17 protein-coding genes and 1 pseudogene are annotated in these 19105 nt (G+C 70.5%); 11 read left to right on the top strand and 7 right to left on the bottom strand.

What is annotated here, in order from left to right; translation table 11 throughout:
• The first annotated feature begins 89 nt into the window (after positions 1–89).
• Positions 90–1427 carry a hemolysin family protein gene (locus ACFHW1_RS06070; protein ID WP_416552829.1) on the top strand — a complete coding sequence of 446 codons (1338 nt, stop codon included), beginning with the start codon at positions 90–92 and terminating at the stop codon, positions 1425–1427.
• On the top strand, positions 1424–2488 hold the full coding sequence (locus ACFHW1_RS06065) for a hemolysin family protein (protein ID WP_278168030.1): 1065 nt from the start codon (positions 1424–1426) through the stop codon (positions 2486–2488). Before ACFHW1_RS06070 ends, ACFHW1_RS06065 begins: the two co-directional genes overlap by 4 nt.
• 88 nt (positions 2489–2576) lie before the next feature.
• On the opposite strand, the pseudogene ACFHW1_RS06060 reads toward ACFHW1_RS06065, so the two are convergent.
• Both ACFHW1_RS06060 and ACFHW1_RS06055 read right to left on the bottom strand, forming a co-directional pair.
• A pseudogene (locus tag ACFHW1_RS06060) lies at positions 2577–2799 on the bottom strand (hypothetical protein); the annotation flags it as partial.
• 10 nt (positions 2800–2809) lie between these two features.
• On the bottom strand, positions 2810–3481 hold the full coding sequence (locus ACFHW1_RS06055; RefSeq protein ID WP_416552827.1) for a pyridoxamine 5'-phosphate oxidase family protein: 672 nt from the start codon (positions 3479–3481) through the stop codon (positions 2810–2812).
• Positions 3482–3519: 38 nt separating this feature from the next.
• Between ACFHW1_RS06055 and ACFHW1_RS06050 the strand changes: the two genes are divergently transcribed.
• From ACFHW1_RS06050 to rny, 7 genes are all read left to right on the top strand, one after another.
• Positions 3520–4869 (top strand): aminotransferase class I/II-fold pyridoxal phosphate-dependent enzyme, encoded by a 1350-nt coding sequence (locus ACFHW1_RS06050; RefSeq protein WP_416552825.1) that lies wholly within the window; start codon positions 3520–3522, stop codon positions 4867–4869.
• A 77-nt stretch (positions 4870–4946) separates the two neighbouring features.
• Positions 4947–5636 carry a UdgX family uracil-DNA binding protein gene (locus ACFHW1_RS06045; RefSeq protein ID WP_416553148.1) on the top strand — a complete coding sequence of 230 codons (690 nt, stop codon included), beginning with the start codon at positions 4947–4949 and terminating at the stop codon, positions 5634–5636.
• A complete protein-coding gene (locus ACFHW1_RS06040; RefSeq protein WP_416552823.1) occupies positions 5633–6949 on the top strand; it encodes an MFS transporter in 1317 nt (438 codons plus the stop codon). Before ACFHW1_RS06045 ends, ACFHW1_RS06040 begins: the two co-directional genes overlap by 4 nt.
• Before the next feature lie 10 nt (positions 6950–6959).
• The gene (locus ACFHW1_RS06035; protein ID WP_281554019.1) at positions 6960–7160 is read left to right on the top strand and encodes a DUF3046 domain-containing protein; all 201 of its coding nucleotides are present in this window, start codon (positions 6960–6962) and stop codon (positions 7158–7160) included.
• Between the two features lie 388 nt (positions 7161–7548).
• Positions 7549–8595 (top strand): recombinase RecA, encoded by a 1047-nt coding sequence (gene recA / locus ACFHW1_RS06030; protein ID WP_278168039.1) that lies wholly within the window; start codon positions 7549–7551, stop codon positions 8593–8595.
• A 5-nt stretch (positions 8596–8600) separates the two neighbouring features.
• Positions 8601–9302 (top strand): regulatory protein RecX, encoded by a 702-nt coding sequence (locus ACFHW1_RS06025; protein ID WP_416552820.1) that lies wholly within the window; start codon positions 8601–8603, stop codon positions 9300–9302.
• A 500-nt stretch (positions 9303–9802) separates the two neighbouring features.
• Positions 9803–11581 carry a ribonuclease Y gene (gene rny, locus ACFHW1_RS06020; protein WP_416615030.1) on the top strand — a complete coding sequence of 593 codons (1779 nt, stop codon included), beginning with the start codon at positions 9803–9805 and terminating at the stop codon, positions 11579–11581.
• A 36-nt stretch (positions 11582–11617) separates the two neighbouring features.
• On the opposite strand, the gene ACFHW1_RS06015 is transcribed toward rny, so the two are convergent.
• The 4 genes from ACFHW1_RS06015 to ACFHW1_RS06000 all read right to left on the bottom strand — a co-directional run bounded on the left by ACFHW1_RS06015 (position 11618) and on the right by ACFHW1_RS06000 (position 15229).
• A complete protein-coding gene (locus tag ACFHW1_RS06015) occupies positions 11618–12646 on the bottom strand; it encodes an amino acid ABC transporter permease (RefSeq protein WP_416552816.1) in 1029 nt (342 codons plus the stop codon).
• Between the two features lie 49 nt (positions 12647–12695).
• Positions 12696–13403, bottom strand: coding sequence for an amino acid ABC transporter permease (locus ACFHW1_RS06010; RefSeq protein ID WP_416552814.1), 708 nt, complete (start codon positions 13401–13403; stop codon positions 12696–12698).
• A gap of 99 nt (positions 13404–13502) precedes the next feature.
• Positions 13503–14393, bottom strand: coding sequence for a glutamate ABC transporter substrate-binding protein (locus tag ACFHW1_RS06005; protein WP_416552812.1), 891 nt, complete (start codon positions 14391–14393; stop codon positions 13503–13505).
• 83 nt (positions 14394–14476) lie between these two features.
• Positions 14477–15229 carry an amino acid ABC transporter ATP-binding protein gene (locus ACFHW1_RS06000; protein WP_416552810.1) on the bottom strand — a complete coding sequence of 251 codons (753 nt, stop codon included), beginning with the start codon at positions 15227–15229 and terminating at the stop codon, positions 14477–14479.
• Positions 15230–15392: 163 nt separating this feature from the next.
• On the opposite strand from ACFHW1_RS06000, the gene ACFHW1_RS05995 reads away from it, so the two are divergent.
• Together ACFHW1_RS05995 and miaB are read left to right on the top strand one after the other, a co-directional pair.
• On the top strand, positions 15393–15890 hold the full coding sequence (locus ACFHW1_RS05995; RefSeq protein WP_416552808.1) for a hypothetical protein: 498 nt from the start codon (positions 15393–15395) through the stop codon (positions 15888–15890).
• Between the two features lie 37 nt (positions 15891–15927).
• Positions 15928–17427: a tRNA (N6-isopentenyl adenosine(37)-C2)-methylthiotransferase MiaB gene (gene miaB / locus ACFHW1_RS05990; protein WP_416590205.1), complete on the top strand. Its 1500-nt coding sequence runs from the start codon at positions 15928–15930 to the stop codon at positions 17425–17427.
• A 99-nt stretch (positions 17428–17526) separates the two neighbouring features.
• Here the strand turns inward: miaB and ACFHW1_RS05985 are convergent, their stop codons facing one another.
• A complete protein-coding gene (locus tag ACFHW1_RS05985) occupies positions 17527–18900 on the bottom strand; it encodes a cellulose binding domain-containing protein (RefSeq protein WP_416552804.1) in 1374 nt (457 codons plus the stop codon).
• Positions 18901–19105 lie beyond the last annotated feature (205 nt).

Below are 19105 nucleotides of genomic sequence, written 5' to 3'. Positions count from 1 at the left end.
GCTCCTGCCCAGGAGGGCAGCAGTAGCCAGCCGGGTAGCACCCGGCTGCCGACATTCCGGCCGCCGGTCGCCGGAGCGCTGAGCCCCCGGTGCTGATCGTCTTCGGTCTCTTTCTGATCACCGTGTTGACGGTCGCGACCGGGTACTTCGTCGCCCAGGAGTTCGGCTACGTCGCCGTCGACCGGGGTCGGCTGCGGACCCTGGCCGACCGGGGCGACCCGGCCGCCGCCCGGGCGCTGCGGGTGACCAGCCGGCTGTCGTTCATGCTCTCCGGTGCCCAGTTGGGGATCACGGTCACCGCGTTGCTGGTCGGCTACGTCGCCGAGCCGTACCTCGGCGCCGGACTGTCCGAGCTGCTCGGTGGGGTCGGTGTTCCGCCGGCCGCCAGCCTGACCATCTCGGTCGGGCTGGCGCTGATCATCTCGACCGTGGTGCAGATGGTCCTCGGTGAGCTGGCCCCCAAGAACCTCGCCCTCGCCCGGGCCGAGACGTTGGCCCGGGCGCTCAGCCGGTCGACCCTGATCTACCTGGCCGTCGCCGGACCACTGATCCGGATGTTCGACATCGCGGCCAACCGGTTGCTACGGCGGGTCGGCATCGAGCCGATCGAGGAGCTGCCCAGTGGCGCCACCGCCGAGGACCTCGGCCAGATCATCGCCGAGTCCCGCCAGGAGGGGCACCTCGACTCGGCGATGTCCACGCTGCTCGACCGAGGGCTGCACTTCCGGCAGCTGACCGCCGGCGAGGCGATGGTGCCGCGGGTCGACGTGCACACGGTACGGGTCGACGCGCCGCTGACCGGGCTGGTGGAGCTGCTGGACACCGGGCACTCCCGGTTCCCGGTGCACGGCTCGGACGGCGTCGACGACTTGGTCGGCATCGCCAGCATCGCGGACGTGCTCACCGTGCCGCCGTCGCGACGGGCGGTGACGACGGTCGCGGCGGTGATGGTCCCCCCGCTGCTGGTGCCGGAGACCCTGCCGCTGCCGGCGGTGCTGGACCGGCTGCGTAAGGGGCACCGGCAGCTGGCCTGCGTGGTCGACGAGTACGGCGGCTTCGCCGGGGTGATCACCTTGGAGGACATCGCCGAGGAGCTGGTTGGCCCGATCCGGGACGAGGACGACCCGCCGGAGCCGGCCCCGGCCCGCCAGCCGGACGGCTCCTGGCTGGTGCCGGCCCGCTGGCGAATCGACGAGGTCGCCGACACCACCGGTGTCGAGCTGCCGACCGCCCCCGAGTACGACACCCTCTCCGGCCTGGTCATGCGGGAACTAGGCCGGGTGCCCGAGGTCGGCGACCAGATCTCGATCAGCCTGGAGGAGATGACCGCCGGCAACGGCCACCATCCGGCCCGGCGGGCCGTACTGCACGTGATCTCCGTCGACCGGCACGTGCCTGACTCGGTACGGCTGGAGGTGATCGGGTGAGCACCGGGTGGGCGTTGCTGACCTCACTGGTGCTGCTCGCACTGAACGGGTTTTTCGTGGCCGCGGAGTTCGCCCTGGTGGCGAGCAAGCGGTATCGCCTGGAACAGGCCGCGGCGGGCGGCTCGCGGGCGGCCCGGGCAGCGCTGGACGGTTCCCGCGAGCTGTCGCTGATGCTCGCCGGGGCGCAGTTGGGCATCACCGTCTGCACCCTCGGCCTGGGCGCGTTGGCCGAGCCGGCGGTGGAGCGGCTGATGGCGCCGCTGTTGGAACGGGCCGGTCTGCCGTACGCGGCCAGTCACCTGGTCGCGTTCCTGTTCGCCCTCGCCCTGGTGGTCTTCCTGCACCTGGTGGTCGGCGAGATGGCACCGAAGTCGTGGGCGATCACCCACCCGGAGCGGTCGGCGCTGCTGCTGGCGCTGCCGTTCCGGGCGTTCGCCCGGGTGTCCCGGCCGGTCCTGTCCGGGTTGAACGCGATCGCCAATGCCGTGCTGCGGGCGTTCCGGGTCGAACCGCAGGACCAGCTCGCCCAGGTGCACGGCCCGGACGAGCTGCGCATCCTGCTGGAACAGTCGCGGGAGCACGGGCTGCTGCCGCCGGACCAGCACGAGCTGCTGGCCAAGATGCTCCAGCTGGAGCGCACCACTGTCCGTGACGTGATGCAGCCGGTGGACCAGGTTGTCGCGGTGGCCCGGACGGACACCGCCGAGCGGGTGGAGGAGCTGTCCCGGGGCAGCGGCCGGTCCCGCCTGGTGGTCTGCGGGGAGGCCGGCGATCTGATCGGCATCGTGCACGTACGCGACGCGGTACGGGCGAACACCTGTGACGGCGCGCCGACCGCAGAATCGCTGATGAGCCGGCCGTTCCTGCTGCCGGCGACGGCAACCGTCACCGAGGCGGTGGCGGCGATGCGCGCCGACCAGGTCCAGCTAGCGCTGGTCACCAACGGTGCCGGTGCCGACCGGCCGATCGGTTTCGTGGCGTTGGAGGACCTGCTGGAGGAGGTCATCGGCGAGTTCGACGACGAGACGGACACCGTACCGAGGGGACGGCGGATGCGCTGAGCTGCGTGCCGACGGTGGCGGTTGGCCGCTCAGCGGTCAGTCTGTTCCTACGGGTCGGGCTGTTCCGGCGGCCATGCTCCGGCGGTCAGGCTGCTCCGGCGCTGGCGGTGGCGAGCTTGACCCCGAAGCCGAGGAACAGAGCGCCCACCCCGCTGGTGACCGTCGCGGCGAGCCGTCGCCGCTGCCGGAACTGCATCGTCAGTGCGGAGAGCAACGGCGGTGGACAGGACGAACAACGAGTTCGGCCCGGGCAGCAGGACGATCGCCACGGTGCCCAGGACGTACGTCCAGATGTCGGTGGTGCCCAGCATGGGGGCATCCTCACCTGTCCGCCGGTCCGTTGGCGAGAGAAATCTCGCTGGTGGTGAAGTAGGTCGGCACCGCCCGGGTGACTCCGGCGGCGGATTGCGGCGGGTCGGCGACGGTGCGCATTGGCACCACCCCGGCCCAGTACGGCAGCGCGAGGTCGGCCTGTTCGTCGACGGGGTCGCCGGCGCGGGCCTTGACCGATACCTCGTCGAGAGCGACGGCGAGCACCGCTGTCTGCGCGAGTTCCCGGCTGGTCGGTGGCCGGCTGTCCGCGGCCCGGCCCGGTGCTGCCTTGTCGATCAGGGCGTCGAGTGCCCGCCGCTTGTCGGCCGGGTCGCTGACCAGCCGGGCGGTGCCGTGCACGACGACTGACCGGTAGTTGGCACTGTGGTGCGCCTGGGCGCGGGCATAGACCAGGCCGTCGAGCAGGGTGACGGCCACACAGACGGCGAGCCCTTGTGGGTCCCGGGCGGCCAGCAGGGGGGTGCTCGCGGTGGAGCCGTGCAGGTACAGGGTCTCGTCGATGCGTACGTGCAGAGTGGGCAGTGCCCGGGGCGCGTTGTCGGCGACGAACGCCAGGCAGCAGTGGTACGCCTCGTCGAGGATGCGGTGTGCCTCGGTGCGCTGGTAGGTCACCCGGCTGAGGTGTCGCGTGGCGGTGGTGCGGGCGGTGGCGGGGTACACTTGGTCTCCTGAGATTGTGCTAGTACAATATGATATTTGTGTCAGAACAATATCAGCCGACCGGTGCGACCGCGACCGAGATCTCGGCCAGCGTCGAGGCCGGTGTCCGTACGGGTGCGTTGGCACCTGGTGCCCTGCTGCCGGCGGTGCGTACGCTCGCCGACGCACTCGAGGTCAGCCCGGCCACCGTCGCCAAGGCGTACCAGGCGCTGCGCCAACGGGGGATCGTCGACACCGACGGCCGACGCGGCACCCGGGTCCGCGCCCGCCCACCGGTCGCCGTGACCCGGCCCGGTCCGTCCGCGCCGGCCCCGCCGGGCACCCTGGACCTGTCCACCGGCGAGCCGGATCCACGGCTGTTGCCGCCGCTGGCGACACATCTCGCTGCGGTCGCCCGGCAGCTGGCCGACACCTCGTCCGGGCAGGGCTACGCCGACGCCGGCCTGCTGCCCGACCTCGCCGCGCTCGCTGCGGTCCGGTTGGCCGACGACGGCCTACCGGCTGCCGGTCTGACCGTCACCAGTGGCGCGCTGGACGGGATCGAACGCCTGCTCACCAGCAATCTGCGCGCTGGCGACCGGGTCGCGGTGGAGGACCCCGGCTGGGCCAACCTGCTGGATCTGATCGCGGCACTGGGCCTCACCCCGGTGCCGATGACGGTGGACGACCGTGGCCCTACCGAACCGGGCCTGCGGGCGGCGCTGTCCGCCGGTGTGTCCGCCATCGTGGTCACCACCCGGGCGCAGAACCCTACCGGTGCCGCCCTGGACGGCGACCGGGCCGACCGGCTGCGACGGCTGCTGCGCGAGACCGACGACGTGCTGCTCATCGAGGACGACCACGCCGCCGAGCTCTCCGACGGTCCGCCGCACGTGCTGGCCGGCGCGACATCCCGATGGGCGTTCGTCCGCTCCGCCAGCAAGCCGTACGGCCCGGACCTGCGGATCGCCCTGTTGACCGGCGACGAGACCACACTGAGCCGGGTTGCCGGTCGGATGCGTACCGGTTCCGGCTGGGTCTCCACGGTCCTGCAGCGGCTGCTCGGACAGTTGTGGCGCGACCCCTCGGTCACCGCCTCGGTGGCCGGGGCCGGCCGGGTCTACCAGCGCCGTCGGGAGGCGCTGCGGGCCGCGCTCGCCGCCCACGGCGTGGCCAGCCACGGCGGCAGCGGGATCAACGTCTGGGTGCCGGTGACGGACGAGACCCACGTGGTGACCGCGCTGCAGACAGCCGGATTCACCGTCTCCGCCGGAGCCCGCTACCGGCTACGCGGCGCGCCGGGGATCAGGATCACCGTCAGCGGGCTCGACGAGCACCGGGCCGGCGAGCTCGCCGCGGCGGTGCGCGACGCGCTGCGCCCAGCAGGACGCACCGGGGTCGGCAGGTGAGGTACGCGGGCCGCGCCCGGACCCGTCAACCCAGGCGCACCGGGCGATCCGCAACCGGGTAGGAAGGACCCGTGACCGTGCACGAATCCACCGTCGGAGCCGATGGGTACGTCCCCGCCGGTGCCCGTAGCCTCGCCGACCTGCGCGCTGCCGCCCCCGGCTGCCGGGGATGCGAACTGCACCAGCCCGCCAGCCAGGTGGTCTTCGGTCGGGGCAACCCCGATGCCCGGGTGGTGATGGTCGGCGAGCAGCCCGGGGACGTCGAGGACCGCCAGGGTCTGCCGTTCGTCGGCCCGGCCGGCCGGCTGCTGCGCCGGGCGGTGGACGACGCCGGGATCCCGGTCGACCAGATCTATCTGACCAACGCGGTGAAGCACTTCCGCTTCGTGTCGCGCGGCGGTCGACGGATCCACCAGACCCCGGACCGGGTGCACATTGTGGCCTGCCGGCCCTGGCTGGTCGCCGAGTTCGCGATGCTGCGCCCGGCCGTCGTCGTGGTGCTCGGCGCGACTGCGGCCCGGGCGCTGCTCGGTCCGGCGTTCCGGGTGACCCGCTCGCGTGGCGTACCGCTGCCGTGGCCGGCCTCGGCCGAGCGGCCCGAGGAGTTCCCGGTGGGCCCGGCTCAGCTGGTGGCCACCATCCATCCCTCGGCGGTGCTGCGCGCCGACGACCAGCAGATTGCCTACCGAGGGCTGGTCACCGACCTCGGCGTCGTCCGCGGACTGCTCGCCGGTCTGGGCAACCCGACCCCGGCGGTACGCCGATGACCGCACTCACCGCACCGCCGTCGGTGACCGATCCGCCGCCACCCGGTGACGTCACCCGCATCCAACGCCGTACGCTGCGGCTGCTCGCCGGTACCCAGATGATCGGCGGCGTAGGCGTCACCATCGGGATTTCGGTCGGTGGCCTGCTCGCCGCCGAGCTTGGCGGGGTGACCGTCTCCGGCCTGGCGCAGAGCGCCGCGGTGGTCGGCGGGGCGCTGCTCGCCGTACCCGTGGTCCGGCTCATGAACGGGCACGGCCGCCGTCCCGGCCTGGTCTTCGCGTACCTGACGGGTGCGACCGGGGCGGTGCTGGTGGTGGCCGCCGCGGCGGTGCGCTGGGTGCCGCTGCTGTTCGTCGGCATGGTCCTGTTCGGCGGTGCGACGACCGCCGGGCTCCAGGCCCGGTACGCGGCGGTCGACCTCGCCGAGCCGCGTCGTCGGGGCCGGCAACTGTCGCTGGTGGTCTGGGCGACCACGGTCGGCGCGGTGACCGCCCCCAACCTGGCCGGGCTGGCCGACCGGTCGGCCAGTGGGGTCGGGCTGCCGCCGCTGGCCGGTCCGTTCGCCGTCAGCACGCTGGCGTTCCTGCTGGCCGCGCTGTTGGTGCTGATGTTGCTGCGACCGGATCCGCTGCTGACCGCCCGGCGGATCGCCGGCCCCGCGTCGGCGACCGCCCCGGTGCGGTCCGGTCGGGGTCTGCGGGCCGGGTCCGGCCGAGGCATGCGGGCGGCGTTCGCGGTGGTCATGGCCCGGCCAGCCGCGCGGCTCGGGGTCTGCGCTGTCGCTGTCGGCCACCTGGTGATGGTGGGGGTGATGGCGATGACTCCGGTCCACATCGGGATGGGGCATTCCGGTGGTGACCTGCTGCGCACCGTCGGGCTGGTGCTGAGCCTGCACATTGCCGGGATGTACGCGCTGTCGCCGGTGGTAGGTTGGCTCACCGACCGGTCCGGTCGCCGGCCGGTGATCGTCGGTGGGGCCGGGCTGCTACTGGCCGCGTGCGCTGTGGCGGGCACCGCCGGTCACGACCCGGTACGCCTGGTGATCGGGCTGGTGCTGCTCGGGCTCGGCTGGTCGGGCACCATGGTCGCGGGCTCGACCCTGCTGTCGGAGTCGGTGCCGGTCGACGTCCGTCCGTCGGTGCAAGGCCTGTCGGACCTGGTGATGGGCCTGGCCGGCGCATCCGCCGGCGCGGTCAGCGGAATCATCGTCGGGCTGTCCGGTTACGGCGTCCTGACGTTGCTGTCGGCGCTGGCCACGGTGCCGTTGCTGGGGTTGGTGCTGCGCCCGGTGTCGGCTCCGTCGAAGCAGTAAGGAGGTAGGGATGCGGTTGACGGACTTCTGGGGCCGGTTGGACGAGGCGTTCGGGCCGGCGTACGCCCGCAGCATCGCCACCGATCAGGTGCTGGCCCAGCTGGGTGGGCGCACCATCGCCCAGGCGCTGGCGGCGGGTGAGGAGACGGCGGTGGTCTGGCGGGCGGTCTGCGCCGCGTACCCCGACCGGGTTCCCGGCCGGTTGCGCTGAACGGCGAGTGCCGGTCGAGCTGGGATTCACGAGTCTCGGGGTATCCGGGAGCCGGCCTGTGTGTGTAGCACGTCGCTTGCCGGCCGGTCGTACCTCTGTCGGCTGGTCGTGCCTTTGCTTGACGGGTAGGTACCTCTGCTTGACGGGCGCGCGTTCGCGTAGCTGCATTCACTCTTTGCGGTCGAATGGCTGCTTTGGGTGGTGAGATTCGTGGGCGTGTCTGGTTTTCCACTCGTACATCTGTTCGGCTATTGTCCACAGCTAGGTGCTCATCCACAGGTTGCGGCCCGTCGGCTGTTTTCTGTCGGACCCAGCGCCTAGCGTGACCCGGGTGACGAGAAGCTCGGCCAGGACGCCTGGGAAGTCGGCGAACGTAGGGGTGGCAGCAATGGCGGCAGTGCCAGATAAGGAAAAGGCGCTCGATCTGGCGCTGGCTCAGATCGACAAACAGTTCGGCAAGGGCTCGGTGATGCGGCTGGGCGAGCGGCCGGTGATCCAGACCGCAGTGATCCCCACCGGCTCCATCGCGCTCGACGTGGCACTCGGCGTCGGCGGCCTGCCCCGGGGTCGGGTGGTCGAGGTCTACGGCCCGGAGAGCAGCGGTAAGACCACGGTCGCCCTGCACGCGGTGGCCAACGCCCAGCGTTCCGGCGGCATCGCGGCGTTCATCGACGCCGAGCACGCGCTCGACCCGGACTACGCCAGGGCGCTCGGCGTGGACACCGACGCCATGCTGGTCTCCCAACCGGACACAGGCGAGCAGGCGCTGGAGATCGCCGACATGCTGATCCGCTCCGGCGCGCTGGACATCATCGTGATCGACTCGGTCGCGGCCCTGGTGCCCCGCGCCGAGATCGAGGGCGAGATGGGGGACAGCCACGTCGGTCTGCAGGCCCGGCTGATGAGCCAGGCGCTGCGCAAGATCACCGGTGTGCTGAACAGCACCGGCACCACCGCGATCTTCATCAACCAGCTGCGGGAGAAGATCGGCGTGATGTTCGGTTCGCCGGAGACCACCACCGGTGGCCGAGCGCTGAAGTTCTACGCCTCGGTGCGGCTCGACGTGCGACGGATCGAGAGCCTCAAGGACGGCACCGACGTGGTCGGCAACCGGACCCGGGTCAAGGTCGTCAAGAACAAGGTCTCCGCACCGTTCAAGCAGGCCGAGTTCGACATCATGTACGGCAAGGGCATCTCCCGGGAGGGGTCGCTGATCGACGTCGGTGTCGAGCAGTCGATCATCCGCAAGTCCGGCGCCTGGTACACCTACGAGGGCGACCAGCTCGGTCAGGGCAAGGAGAAAGCTCGGGAGTTCCTCCGGGAGAACCCGGACGTGGCGGCTGAGATCGAGAAGAAGATCCTGGAGAAGCTCGGCGTCGGTGCGCTCGGTGCCGACGAGGCCGGCGGGCCTGAGTTGCCGCCGGTCGACTTCTGATCCGGATGGCTGGTCGACGACGCGGTGCACGGACGGGCAGGGGCTGGGATGCGGCTCCGCCCCGTCCCCGCGCCTCCCGTGCCGGCCGCTCCGCCGAGGCGGCCGGGTCCGCCGACCATGCCACCGGGTCCACCGCTACCGGCCGGCAGCCGGTGGACGAGGCGCAGCAGGCCCGCGACATCTGTCTGCGGCAGCTCGCCGTCCGCCCCCGGACCCGGGCGGAGCTCGCCGCCGTACTGCGGCGACGCGGCATTTCCGAGGCCACGGCCAGGTCGGTCCTCGACCGGTACGACGAGGTTGGGATGATCGACGACGCGGCGTTCGCCCAAGCCTGGGTGACCAGCCGGCATCACGGTCGAGGGCTGGCCCGGCGCAACCTAGCCGCCGAGTTGCGTCAGCGCGGCGTGGATCCGCAGATTGCCCGGGATGCGCTGGACGGGCTGGACGAGTCGACCGAGCGGGCCACCGCGGCGGAGCTCGTCGAGCGCAAGCTGCGTACCGCCCGGGGTGCTCCGGACGTGGTGTTCCGGCGGTTGGTCGCGATGCTCGCCCGCAAGGGTTACTCGGCGGGGGTGGCTGTGCCGGTGGTCCGGGAGGCGTTGGTCGCCCGGTCCGCCGAGGCGGCCGAGTTCACCGACACGGTGGATGCCGAGGCACTGACCGGCGAGGTTCCCGACCCGGATGCTGAGCAGCCCTGGTCCACCTGACGGGACGCCATCCCCCTGCGGGGTGTGCCAAATTTCCGACTCATCCCGACGCGTCCTGAGCGCGACATGCTGCCTGTGAGCGCGCCGATGCCCTACGTTCCGTTGTCGGTCTGATCATGACTTCTTGACCGAACGGCCCCTCGCGACCTAGCCTCGCGTTACAGACGAACAACCGACCCGTCGCAGGCTAACCGCACAACATAGATCGCATAACAGTACGGCATCACTTCGCAGCAGCAGCTCAGTAGCCAGACATGCCGCAACCGGACAGGCCGGTCCGGCTGCGACAGCACGCACAACGGCCGTTTCGCCGTGGTCGTGCCCGCACCCACGTCGGTGCTGTCTGGTCGTTGGTCAGCCGCCACGGTCGGGCGTTCCCATAGCCGTGGCCGGCCGGAGCGAGAAGCTTCCGGTAAGGCCGACGGCGGACTGGAGGCGGTCGTGGCGCAGCGCAGGAAGCCGGCGGGACACGCGAGTGTCGGTAGGCCCGGAGGGTCGGCATGACCGGGCTGGAGTGGATGCTCTTCGCCGCGGTCGTCGGGCTGGCCGGCCTGGTGCTCGCCGGCCTCGCGCTCGGTGCCCGCGCGCTGCGTCGGCTCACCACACCGGCGGCCGCGCCGCCGGTCGAGGAGGACCCGGCCTTCATCGCCGCCCGCGACCAGCAGGAACGCTCCCTCGCCGCGCTGCGTACCGCGGCCGACGAGGCGTCCTCCGCCGTCGAGCAGGCCAAGGCCGCCGCCGCTGCGGCCCGTACCGACGCCGCCGCCGCCAAGGCCGAAGCGACCGCCGCCCGGGCCGAGGCACGTCGGGTGCTCGACGCCGCCCGGGCCGAGGCGGACACCATCCTGGAGCGGGCCCACCGGCAGGCCGAGACCGAGGCCGAGCAGGTCCGGGCAGCGGCCCGGCGCAGCGGCGAACGGGAGATCGCGATGCTCTCCCGGACGGTCAAGGAGCAGTCCGCCGAGCTGGACCGGCGCGGCCAGCGGATGGACGAACGGGAACGTCAGCACGCCGAGGAAGCCGACCGGGTCGCCGAGCGGGACCGCCGGTTGACCGCCACCGCCGCCGAACTCGCCGAGCGCAAGGCAGCCCTGGCCGCCCGGGAAGCGGACCTGGCGGCCGCCGAGGAGCGATGGCAGCGCGAGCTGGAACGGGTCGCCGGGCTGACCGCCGAGGCGGCCCGCGGCGAGCTGGTCGAAGCGATCGAGGGCCAGGCCAAACGGGAGGCGGCGATCCTGGTCCGCGACATCGAGGCCGACGCCCGCAACACCGCCGACCAGCGGGCCCGGCACATCGTGGTGGACGCCATCCAGCGGGTCGCCAGCGAACAGACCGCCGAAAGCGTGGTCAGCGTCCTGCATCTGCCCGGCGACGAGATGAAGGGCCGGATCATCGGGCGGGAAGGCCGCAACATCCGGGCGTTCGAATCCGTCACCGGGGTCAACCTGATCATCGACGACACACCCGAGGCGGTCCTGCTGTCCTGCTTCGATCCGGTACGCCGGGAGACCGGCCGGCTCACCCTGGAGAAGCTGGTGCTCGACGGCCGGATCCATCCGCACCGGATCGAGGAGGTCTTCGAGACCGCCCGGCAGGAGGTGGAGCAGCTGTGCCACCGGGCTGCCGAGGAGGCGCTCGTCGACGTCGGCATCACCGAGATCCACCCTGAGCTGGCCACCTTGCTGGGCCGGCTGCGCTACCGGACCTCGTACGGCCAGAACGTGCTCAAGCATCTGGTGGAGACCGCGCACATCGCCGGGGTGATGGCCGCCGAGCTGCGTCTGGACGTCCCGTTGATCAAGCGGTGCGCGTTCCTGCACGACATCGGCAAGGCGCTCACCCACGAGGTCGAGGGCAGTCATGCGCTGATCGGCGCCGACCTGGCCCGCAAGTACGGTGAGTCCGAAGAGGTGGTGCACGCCATCGAGGCGCATCACAACGAGGTGCCGCCGCAGACCGTCGAGGCGGTGCTCACCCAGGCCTCCGACGCGTGCTCCGGTGGTCGTCCCGGCGCCCGGCGGGAAAGTCTGGAGGCGTACGTCAAACGGCTGGAACGCATCGAGGAGATCGCCGCCGGCAAGATCGGGGTGGAGAAGGTCTTCGCCATGCAGGCCGGCCGGGAGATCCGGGTGATGGTCAAGCCGGACGACGTGGACGACATCGGTGCCGCGGTGCTGGCCCGTGACGTGGCCAAGCAAATCGAGGAGGAGCTGACCTACCCGGGGCAGATCCGGGTGACCGTGGTCCGCGAGTCCCGGGTCACCGAAATCGCCCGCTGACCGGCCGGACGCCGGTCAACGGGCGGGCCCGTCCGGTCAGCTGCTGTCCGACGTAGCCGTGCCGCCGGTGGCGCTGCCGCCGGTGCCGGCCGCGGTCTGTTGGCCGGCCACCGTCGACGCCGGTGCCGCCGGTGGCTGGGGTGTGGCGCTGGTCCGCCGGCCCTGAGCCAGCCGCCGCTGCACCGACTCGGCGAGCTTGGACAGCGCGTAGTTAACTGCGATGAACAGCACCCCGATCACCAGATACACCTGGATCGGGTTACGCAGGTTCTGGATGATCGTCCGGCCGACCAGCAGCGTCTCCTGGTAGCCGATGATGAAGCCCAACGAGGTGTCCTTGAGCACCACGATCAGCTGGCTGATCAGAGCCGGCAGCATGATCCGGAACGCCTGCGGCAGCAGGATCATCCGGGTGGTCTGGAACGACGTCAGCCCGATCGCGGCGGCCGACTCGCGCTGCCCCGACGGCAGACCCTCCATCCCGGAGCGCAGGATCTCGGCGATCACCACGCCGTTGTAGATGGTCAGACCCAGCACCAGGTACGGCAGCATCTCGTGGCCGAACGGGAGGACGATCTCCAGGCCGAGGTCCGGCAGGCCCCGGGCGACGAAGAAGATGGTGATGACCACCGGCAGGCCGCGGAACACCTCGACGCAGAACCGGGTCACCAGGTTCAGCAGCCAGCTCAACGCCCGCAGCGCCAGCGCGAACGAGGTGGCGAGCCCGGTGAACCGGCGGCGCAGCAGCGCCTTCAGCTGGATCCGTAGCACCGCCAGCGCGGTGCCGAACAGCAACGACAGCACGATCGCCAGGCCGGCGGCGGTCAGCGTGGCGGTGACCCCCTCGCCGAGCAGTGTCCAGACCTGACCGAACACCTCGTTGCCGGGATCGATCAGTGGACCCCACTTCTCCATGGTGAACTGCTCGCGTTCGGCCAGCGGCCGGTAGACCAGGAAGTAGCCGGCGGTGACGGCGGCGACAGCCGACAGCACGCTGACGATCAGCGTGACCCGCCTGGCCCGAGGCCCGGGGGCGTCGTACAGCACGCTCTGCTGCTGGCTCATGGTGCGGTTCCTCCGGTGACGGCTGCAGCGCTAACGGGGATCCGGGCGGTCATCTGGCCACCGCCCGGCGGGCCTCGACCCGGTCGAGCAGCAGCCCGAGCGGCACGGTCATGATCAGGAAGCCGATCGAGATGCCGACGAAGACCGGGATGATCGGCTCGCCGAGGGCGCTGGTCAGGTTCTGCGCCGAGTTGGACAGGTCACCGACCACCCCGAAGAAGCCGGCCAGCGCCGAATTCTTGATCATGGCGATGATGACGCTGCCCAGCGGAACGACCGCGGCCTTCCACGCCTGGGGGAGTACCACGTACCGCAGGTTCTGGGTGAAGGTCAGGCCGATCGCGCGGGCGGCCTCCGCCTGACCAGGTGGCACCGCGTTGATCCCGCTGCGGATCGCCTCACAGACGAACGCGCCGGTGTAGACGCTCAGCGCGATGATCGCGAACCGAAAGTACGGCAGGTCGATGCCGAGCCGGCTGAACACGGTGCTCAGCCCGGGGATCCGCAGGAAGTCGGCGTTCGACCCGAGCGCCGGCAACCCGAAGGCCGAGAAGAACATCACGACGGTCAGCGGCACGTTGCGCAGCACCGTCACGTACGCCCCACCGAGCCAGCGCAGCGGCGGCACCGGTGAGATCCGCAGGATCGCGACGAGCGTGCCGATCAGCAGGGCGCCGGTCGCGGACAGCAGGCACAGCTGCAGCGTGAGCCAGAAACCTCCGACGAAGACGTCGAAGTGGTCGACGAGCACTCTCACACGAAAGACCCTTCTGCGAACCGTCCACCTGGGCTACCGGCCGGCCCGGAGTTGACGCCGCCGGGCCGGCCGGGATCGATCAGGTGCGACCGTCGACGGTCAGTAGCGGTCGACCGCCGGACCGGTCGGGGTGTTGTCGTCGAACTCGCCAGCGGTGGACTCCCACGCCTGCGCGTACGAGCCGTCGCCGTAGATCTTCTCCAGGGTGTCGTTGATGAAGTCGCGGAACGCGTCGTCGCCCTTCTTCACCCCGATGCCGTACGGCTCCTCGGTGAACTGCTCACCGGCCAGCTTGAAGTCGCCCTCGTTGTCGGCGATGAAGCCGAGCAGGATCACGTTGTCGGTGGTGACCGCGTCGACCTGACCGCCGCGCAGCGCGTCCACGCACTTCTCGTAGATGTCGAAGAGCACCAGCTGCTCGCCGACATCCGCCAGGTACTCCTGGATGTTCTCCGCTGGCGTCGAACCCTGCACCGAGCAGATCTTCTTGTCCCCGGACTCGAACGATTCCGGCCCGGTGATCGAGTCGTCATCGGCGCGGACCATGATGTGTTGGCCGGCGACGTAGTACGGGCCGGCGAAGTCGATCCGCTCCTTGCGGGTGGGGTTGATCGTGTAGGTGGCCACCACGATGTCGACCCGGTCCTGCTCCAGCAGCTCCTCGCGGACCGCGGACGGCGCCTCGACGTACTCGATGTCGTCGGCGGCGATGCCCAGCTCGGCCGCGATCAGCTTGGCGATCTCGACGTCGAAGCCGGCCGGCTCACCGTCGAGGCCCAGCTTACCGAAGCCGGGCTGGTCGAACTTGGTGCCGACGGTCATCGTGCCGGCCTCGCTCAGCTCGGCCATCGTGGTGCCGGCCTCGAAGCTCGGCGTCGCCACGTCGGGGTTCTCACCGCCGGTGTCGTCCCCGCCGCTGTCGCCACAGGCCGCCATGGACACCGCTAACGCGGCCGATGCGGCTACCGCCGCGATACGTGACATACGCATTGCTCAGTTTTCTCCTTCACGATGGGAAGCCCGCCGGGTCGCGGCGCCTCCACGTTGGATGCAATCGTCCTCGAGCGGGGATGTCAGTGGGTGAGGATCTTGGACAGGAAGTCCTTCGCCCGGTCGCTACGTGGGTTGGTGAAGAACTCGGTCGGCGGGGCGTCCTCGACCAACTGCCCGTCGGCCATGAAGATGACCCGGTTCGCGGCGTGCCGGGCGAAGCCCATCTCATGGGTGACGACGACCATCGTCATCCCCTCGGCGGCCAGCGAGGTCATCACGTCCAGCACCTCGCCGACCATCTCCGGGTCGAGCGCGCTGGTCGGCTCGTCGAACAGCATCGCCTTGGGCTGCATCGCCAACGCCCGGGCGATCGCCGCCCGCTGCTGCTGACCGCCGGAGAGCTGGGCCGGGAACTTGTCCGCCTGGTTGGCGATGCCAACCCGATCGAGCAGCTGCAGTGCCCGCTCGCGGACCACCGACGCCTTCTCCCGGCGTACCTTCATCGGGCCGAGCGTGACGTTGTCCAGGATCGTCCGGTGCGCGAACAGGTTGAACGACTGGAACACCATGCCGACCTCGCTGCGCAGCCGGGCCAGGGCCCGGCCCTCCGCCGGCAGCGGTCGGCCGTCGAACAGGATGGTCCCGGAGCTGATCGGCTCCAGACGGTTGATCGCGCGGCACAGAGTGGACTTGCCGGAGCCGGACGGCCCGATCACCACCACCACTTCACCACGGTCGACCGAGAGGTCGACGTCCTGGAGCACGTGCAGTGGACCGAACCACTTGTTGACTCCGCTGAGCACGATCAGCGGCTCTCTGGTTGTCACCGTCATGCACCGTCCCTGTCCATGCACCGTCCTCGTCGTCACGATCGGTCGAGGTCACCTCACGTGGTCCCGCCACTTTAGGCGGCGTGATGTGTCGGTGGGCAACTCAAATGGTCACGGAGCGGTAACACAGCCCACGTGCCGGCTGCTGTCCGGGCAACATGATCGTATGGCGATTGCACCGTTCTGCACCACGCTGTGGAACTGGTCCGTCGACGGACCGCTCGCCCCAGGTCAGATCCGAGCCACCCTCGCGGCGATCATCGGTCGTCCGGTGGAGTCGCTGGGTGGGGCTTCGGCGGAGCGGTTCCCCGACGGCGTGGTGCTCTGCGACGTCTGGGACGGGGCCGGGGACTTCCCGGTGAACGTCGACTGCTACGCCGCGCCGGTCGACCCGCCCGAGCACCGGGTGCTCGCCGCGTTCGCCCGCCGGACCGGACGTCGCTGCGTACTCGCTGACGACACGCTCGACGCGACCCGCCACCTGCTGGTGTCCCCGGACGGCACGGTCCGCCCGGTGCACCTGGACATCGAACCGACCAGCGTCGGTGACCGCCGCACCAACCTGCGGCTGTGCAGCCTGACCGACCCCGGCTGCCAGGCCGGGCTGTTCTGCGGCGGCTCGCGGTGGGGGCCCGACTCGGTGGCTCCGACACTCGCCGCGTGATCCCGGCGGCGGGCGGCCAGCTACGCTATCTGATGTCATGACTACCAGCGCAGCACACGCCCGCCACCCACGTACCTACCAGGTGCGCACCTACGGCTGCCAGATGAACGTGCACGACTCCGAACGGATCTCCGGCCTGCTGGAATCGGCCGGCTACGTCCGGGCGGGGGAGTCCGACGATCCGGACGTCGTCGTCTTCAACACCTGCGCGGTGCGGGAGAACGCCGACAACCGGCTGTACGGCAACCTCGGTCACCTGCGACCGGTCAAGGAGAAGCGGCCACAGATGCAGATCGCGGTCGGCGGCTGCCTGGCCCAGAAGGACCGGGGCGAGATTGTCCGCCGGGCCCCCTGGGTCGACGTCGTCTTCGGCACGCACAACATCGGTGCGCTGCCGACCCTGCTGGACCGGGCCCGGCACAACTCTGCCGCCGAGGTGGAGATCCTCGAGTCGCTGGAGGTCTTCCCCTCCACCCTGCCGACCCGGCGGGAGTCGACCTACGCCGGCTGGGTGTCGATCTCCGTCGGCTGCAACAACACCTGCACCTTCTGCATCGTGCCGTCGCTGCGCGGCCGGGAGAAGGACCGCCGGCCCGGCGACGTCCTCGCCGAGGTGCGGGCCCTGGTCGACGAGGGTGTGCTGGAGGTGACCCTGCTCGGCCAGAACGTCAACTCCTACGGCGTCGAGTTCGGCGACCGGTTCGCGTTCGGCAAACTGCTGCGCGCCTGCGGTGGGATCGACGGGCTGGAACGGGTCCGGTTCACCAGCCCGCACCCGAAGGACTTCACCGACGACGTGATCGCCGCGATGGCCGAGACCGACAACGTCTGCCACTCGTTGCACATGCCGCTGCAGTCCGGTTCGGACCCGGTGCTGCGGGCGATGCGCCGTTCCTACCGCGCCGACCGCTATCTCGGCATCATCGACAAGGTACGGGCGGCGATGCCCGATGCGGCGATCACCACCGACATCATCGTCGGCTTCCCCGGTGAGACCGACGCCGACTTCGAGCGCACCCTCGACGTGGTACGGGCCGCCCGGTTCTCCTCGGCGTTCACCTTCCAGTACTCGAAACGCCCCGGTACGCCGGCCGCCGACATGCCCGGTCAGTTGCCGAAGCCGGTGGTGCAGGAGCGCTACGACCGGCTGATCGCCTGTCTGGAGGAGATCACCTGGGCGGAGAACCGTCAGCTGCTCGGTCGGACCGTCGAGGTGCTGGTCGCGGTCGGCGAGGGCCGCAAGGACGGGCGGACCGGGCGGTTGTCCGGCCGGGCCCGGGACGGCCGGTTGGTGCACTTCGACGCCGGTCGGCTCGCCGGGCGCATTCGTCCCGGTGACCTCGTCGAGGTGGTCGTCAGCTACGCGGCACCGCACCACCTCAACGCCGACGGCGAGCCGGTCGCCCACCGTCGGACCCGGGCCGGCGACGCGTACGAGGCGGGGCAGACGGCGCGTACCGGTGCGGTGCTGCTGGGGCTGCCGACGGTGGGTGCGCCACCCTCGGCGCCACTGGCCGCCTCGGCCTGCGACCGCTGAGTCTGTCAGCCGCCGCCTGCGCCGGCGCCCGCCAGCTGCTGATGCCGGCCGCGCCGTCTCCCGGCCGCGCATCGCGGCCGGGAGACGGACGTCATTGGGTCAGAGGCCGATCTTTCCAGCGCCGGCGCCGTTCGTGACGACGGATTTGACCTGGCTGGCGGAGGTCAACGAGTAGGAGTACGGGATGCTCGCGACTCCACCGGCGGTTTCCGGGGTGCCGGAGTTCACGAAGTGGTTGTTGCGGGCGACGAGGGTGCCCGGGTCCGACGCGGCGTAGCCGACGTGCGTCGGGTCGTCGACGTCTTCGAAGTAGTTGCCCTCGACGAGTACCCCAGCGTCCTCGGTGGAGGCGACGCCGTAGTCATTGTCGTAGTAGTAGTTGTTGAACACGTGCACCGGGTTGCCGAACCGGACTCGCGGATGCCGGGATCCGGAGCCATCAAACCAGTTGTGGTGGTAGGTGACCCGCAGGTGACCGCGGTCCTGGCTGCCGTTGTTGTCCGAGTGGCCAAGGAGCATCGACTTGCTGTGGTTGAACACTCGGTTCCACGACACCGTGATGTAGTCGGAACCGCGCTTGATGTCCACGGCGCCGTCGTACCCGTTGGAGAAGCTGTTGTGGTCGACCCAGACGTTTCGGGACTCGGTCTGGACGTTGATGGCGTCATCGTTCCAGTTGCGGAAGTTGATGTTGCGGATGATCACGTTTCGCTGATCGCTGATGTTGAAGCCGCAGCCGGAGATCGTGGCTGAGGAGCCGATGCCGACGATCGTCTTGTTGCTGCCGACCTTCAGCATGCCGGAGCAGGAGATGGTGCCGGACACCCGAACGACGGCCGAGCCGGATCCGCTGATCGCCGAGGACAGCGCCGAGGAGTTGGTGACGGTGGTCGGGGAGGCGTTGCCACCGCCGGTCGTGCCGCCGTTCTGGGTGGCCCAGCCGACCAGGCCGGTCGGCGTCTGGCCGGGTGGCGGTGTGGTCGGGTTCGGTGGCGGTGTCGTCGGGTTCGGTGGCGGTGTGGTCGGGTTGGGCGGCGGTGTGGTCGGGTTGGTGCCACCGGTGCAGGCCACGCCGTTGAGGCTGAAGCTGCTCGGTGCCGGGTTGGACGAGTTGTTCCACGACCCGTTGAAGCCGAACGAGACGCTCGCGTTCGAACCGAGATCGCCGTTGTAGCTCGCATTGCGAGCGGTGACGGAGCTCCCGCTCTGCGAGATCTCGGCGTTCCACGCCTGAACGACCTGTTGGCCGGCGCCAAAGGTCCACTGCAGGGACCAGGACGACATCGCGTCGCCGAGGTTGGTGAGGACGACGTTGCCGGTGAAACCGCCCGGCCACTGGGAGGCGACCGAGTAGCTGACTCGGCAGCCGGTAGCGGCGTGGGCGGTGCTTGCGCTGACGACCGTGGCCCCGGTCAGGGCGACGGCAGCGACCGCAGTGGTGGCCAGCGCCGTGCGGCGCCGTGCTGCGTGCATTGAGATCTCCTTACGGCATGGCGAGGTGCGTCGCCGGTGCGAGGAGCCAGCCCGGGTTGGCTCGCAGGTGCGGGGTGCTGGCGGTGCACCACGCCGCAGGTATGACAGGACGGCTCCCGCTGGACGTGTGGGGAAGCGCTTTCCTTAGCGAAACATAGAAGTGTGGCGATGTCAAAGGGTCGTGTCATGAGGAGACGGTAGGGCG

It is taken from the genome of Micromonospora sp. LOL_014, from assembly GCF_048060245.1.
Taxonomy (GTDB): Bacteria; Actinomycetota; Actinomycetes; order Mycobacteriales; family Micromonosporaceae; genus Micromonospora_E.
Note: the sequence above shows the minus strand (reverse complement) of the source record. Positions and strands in the feature narration are given on the sequence as shown.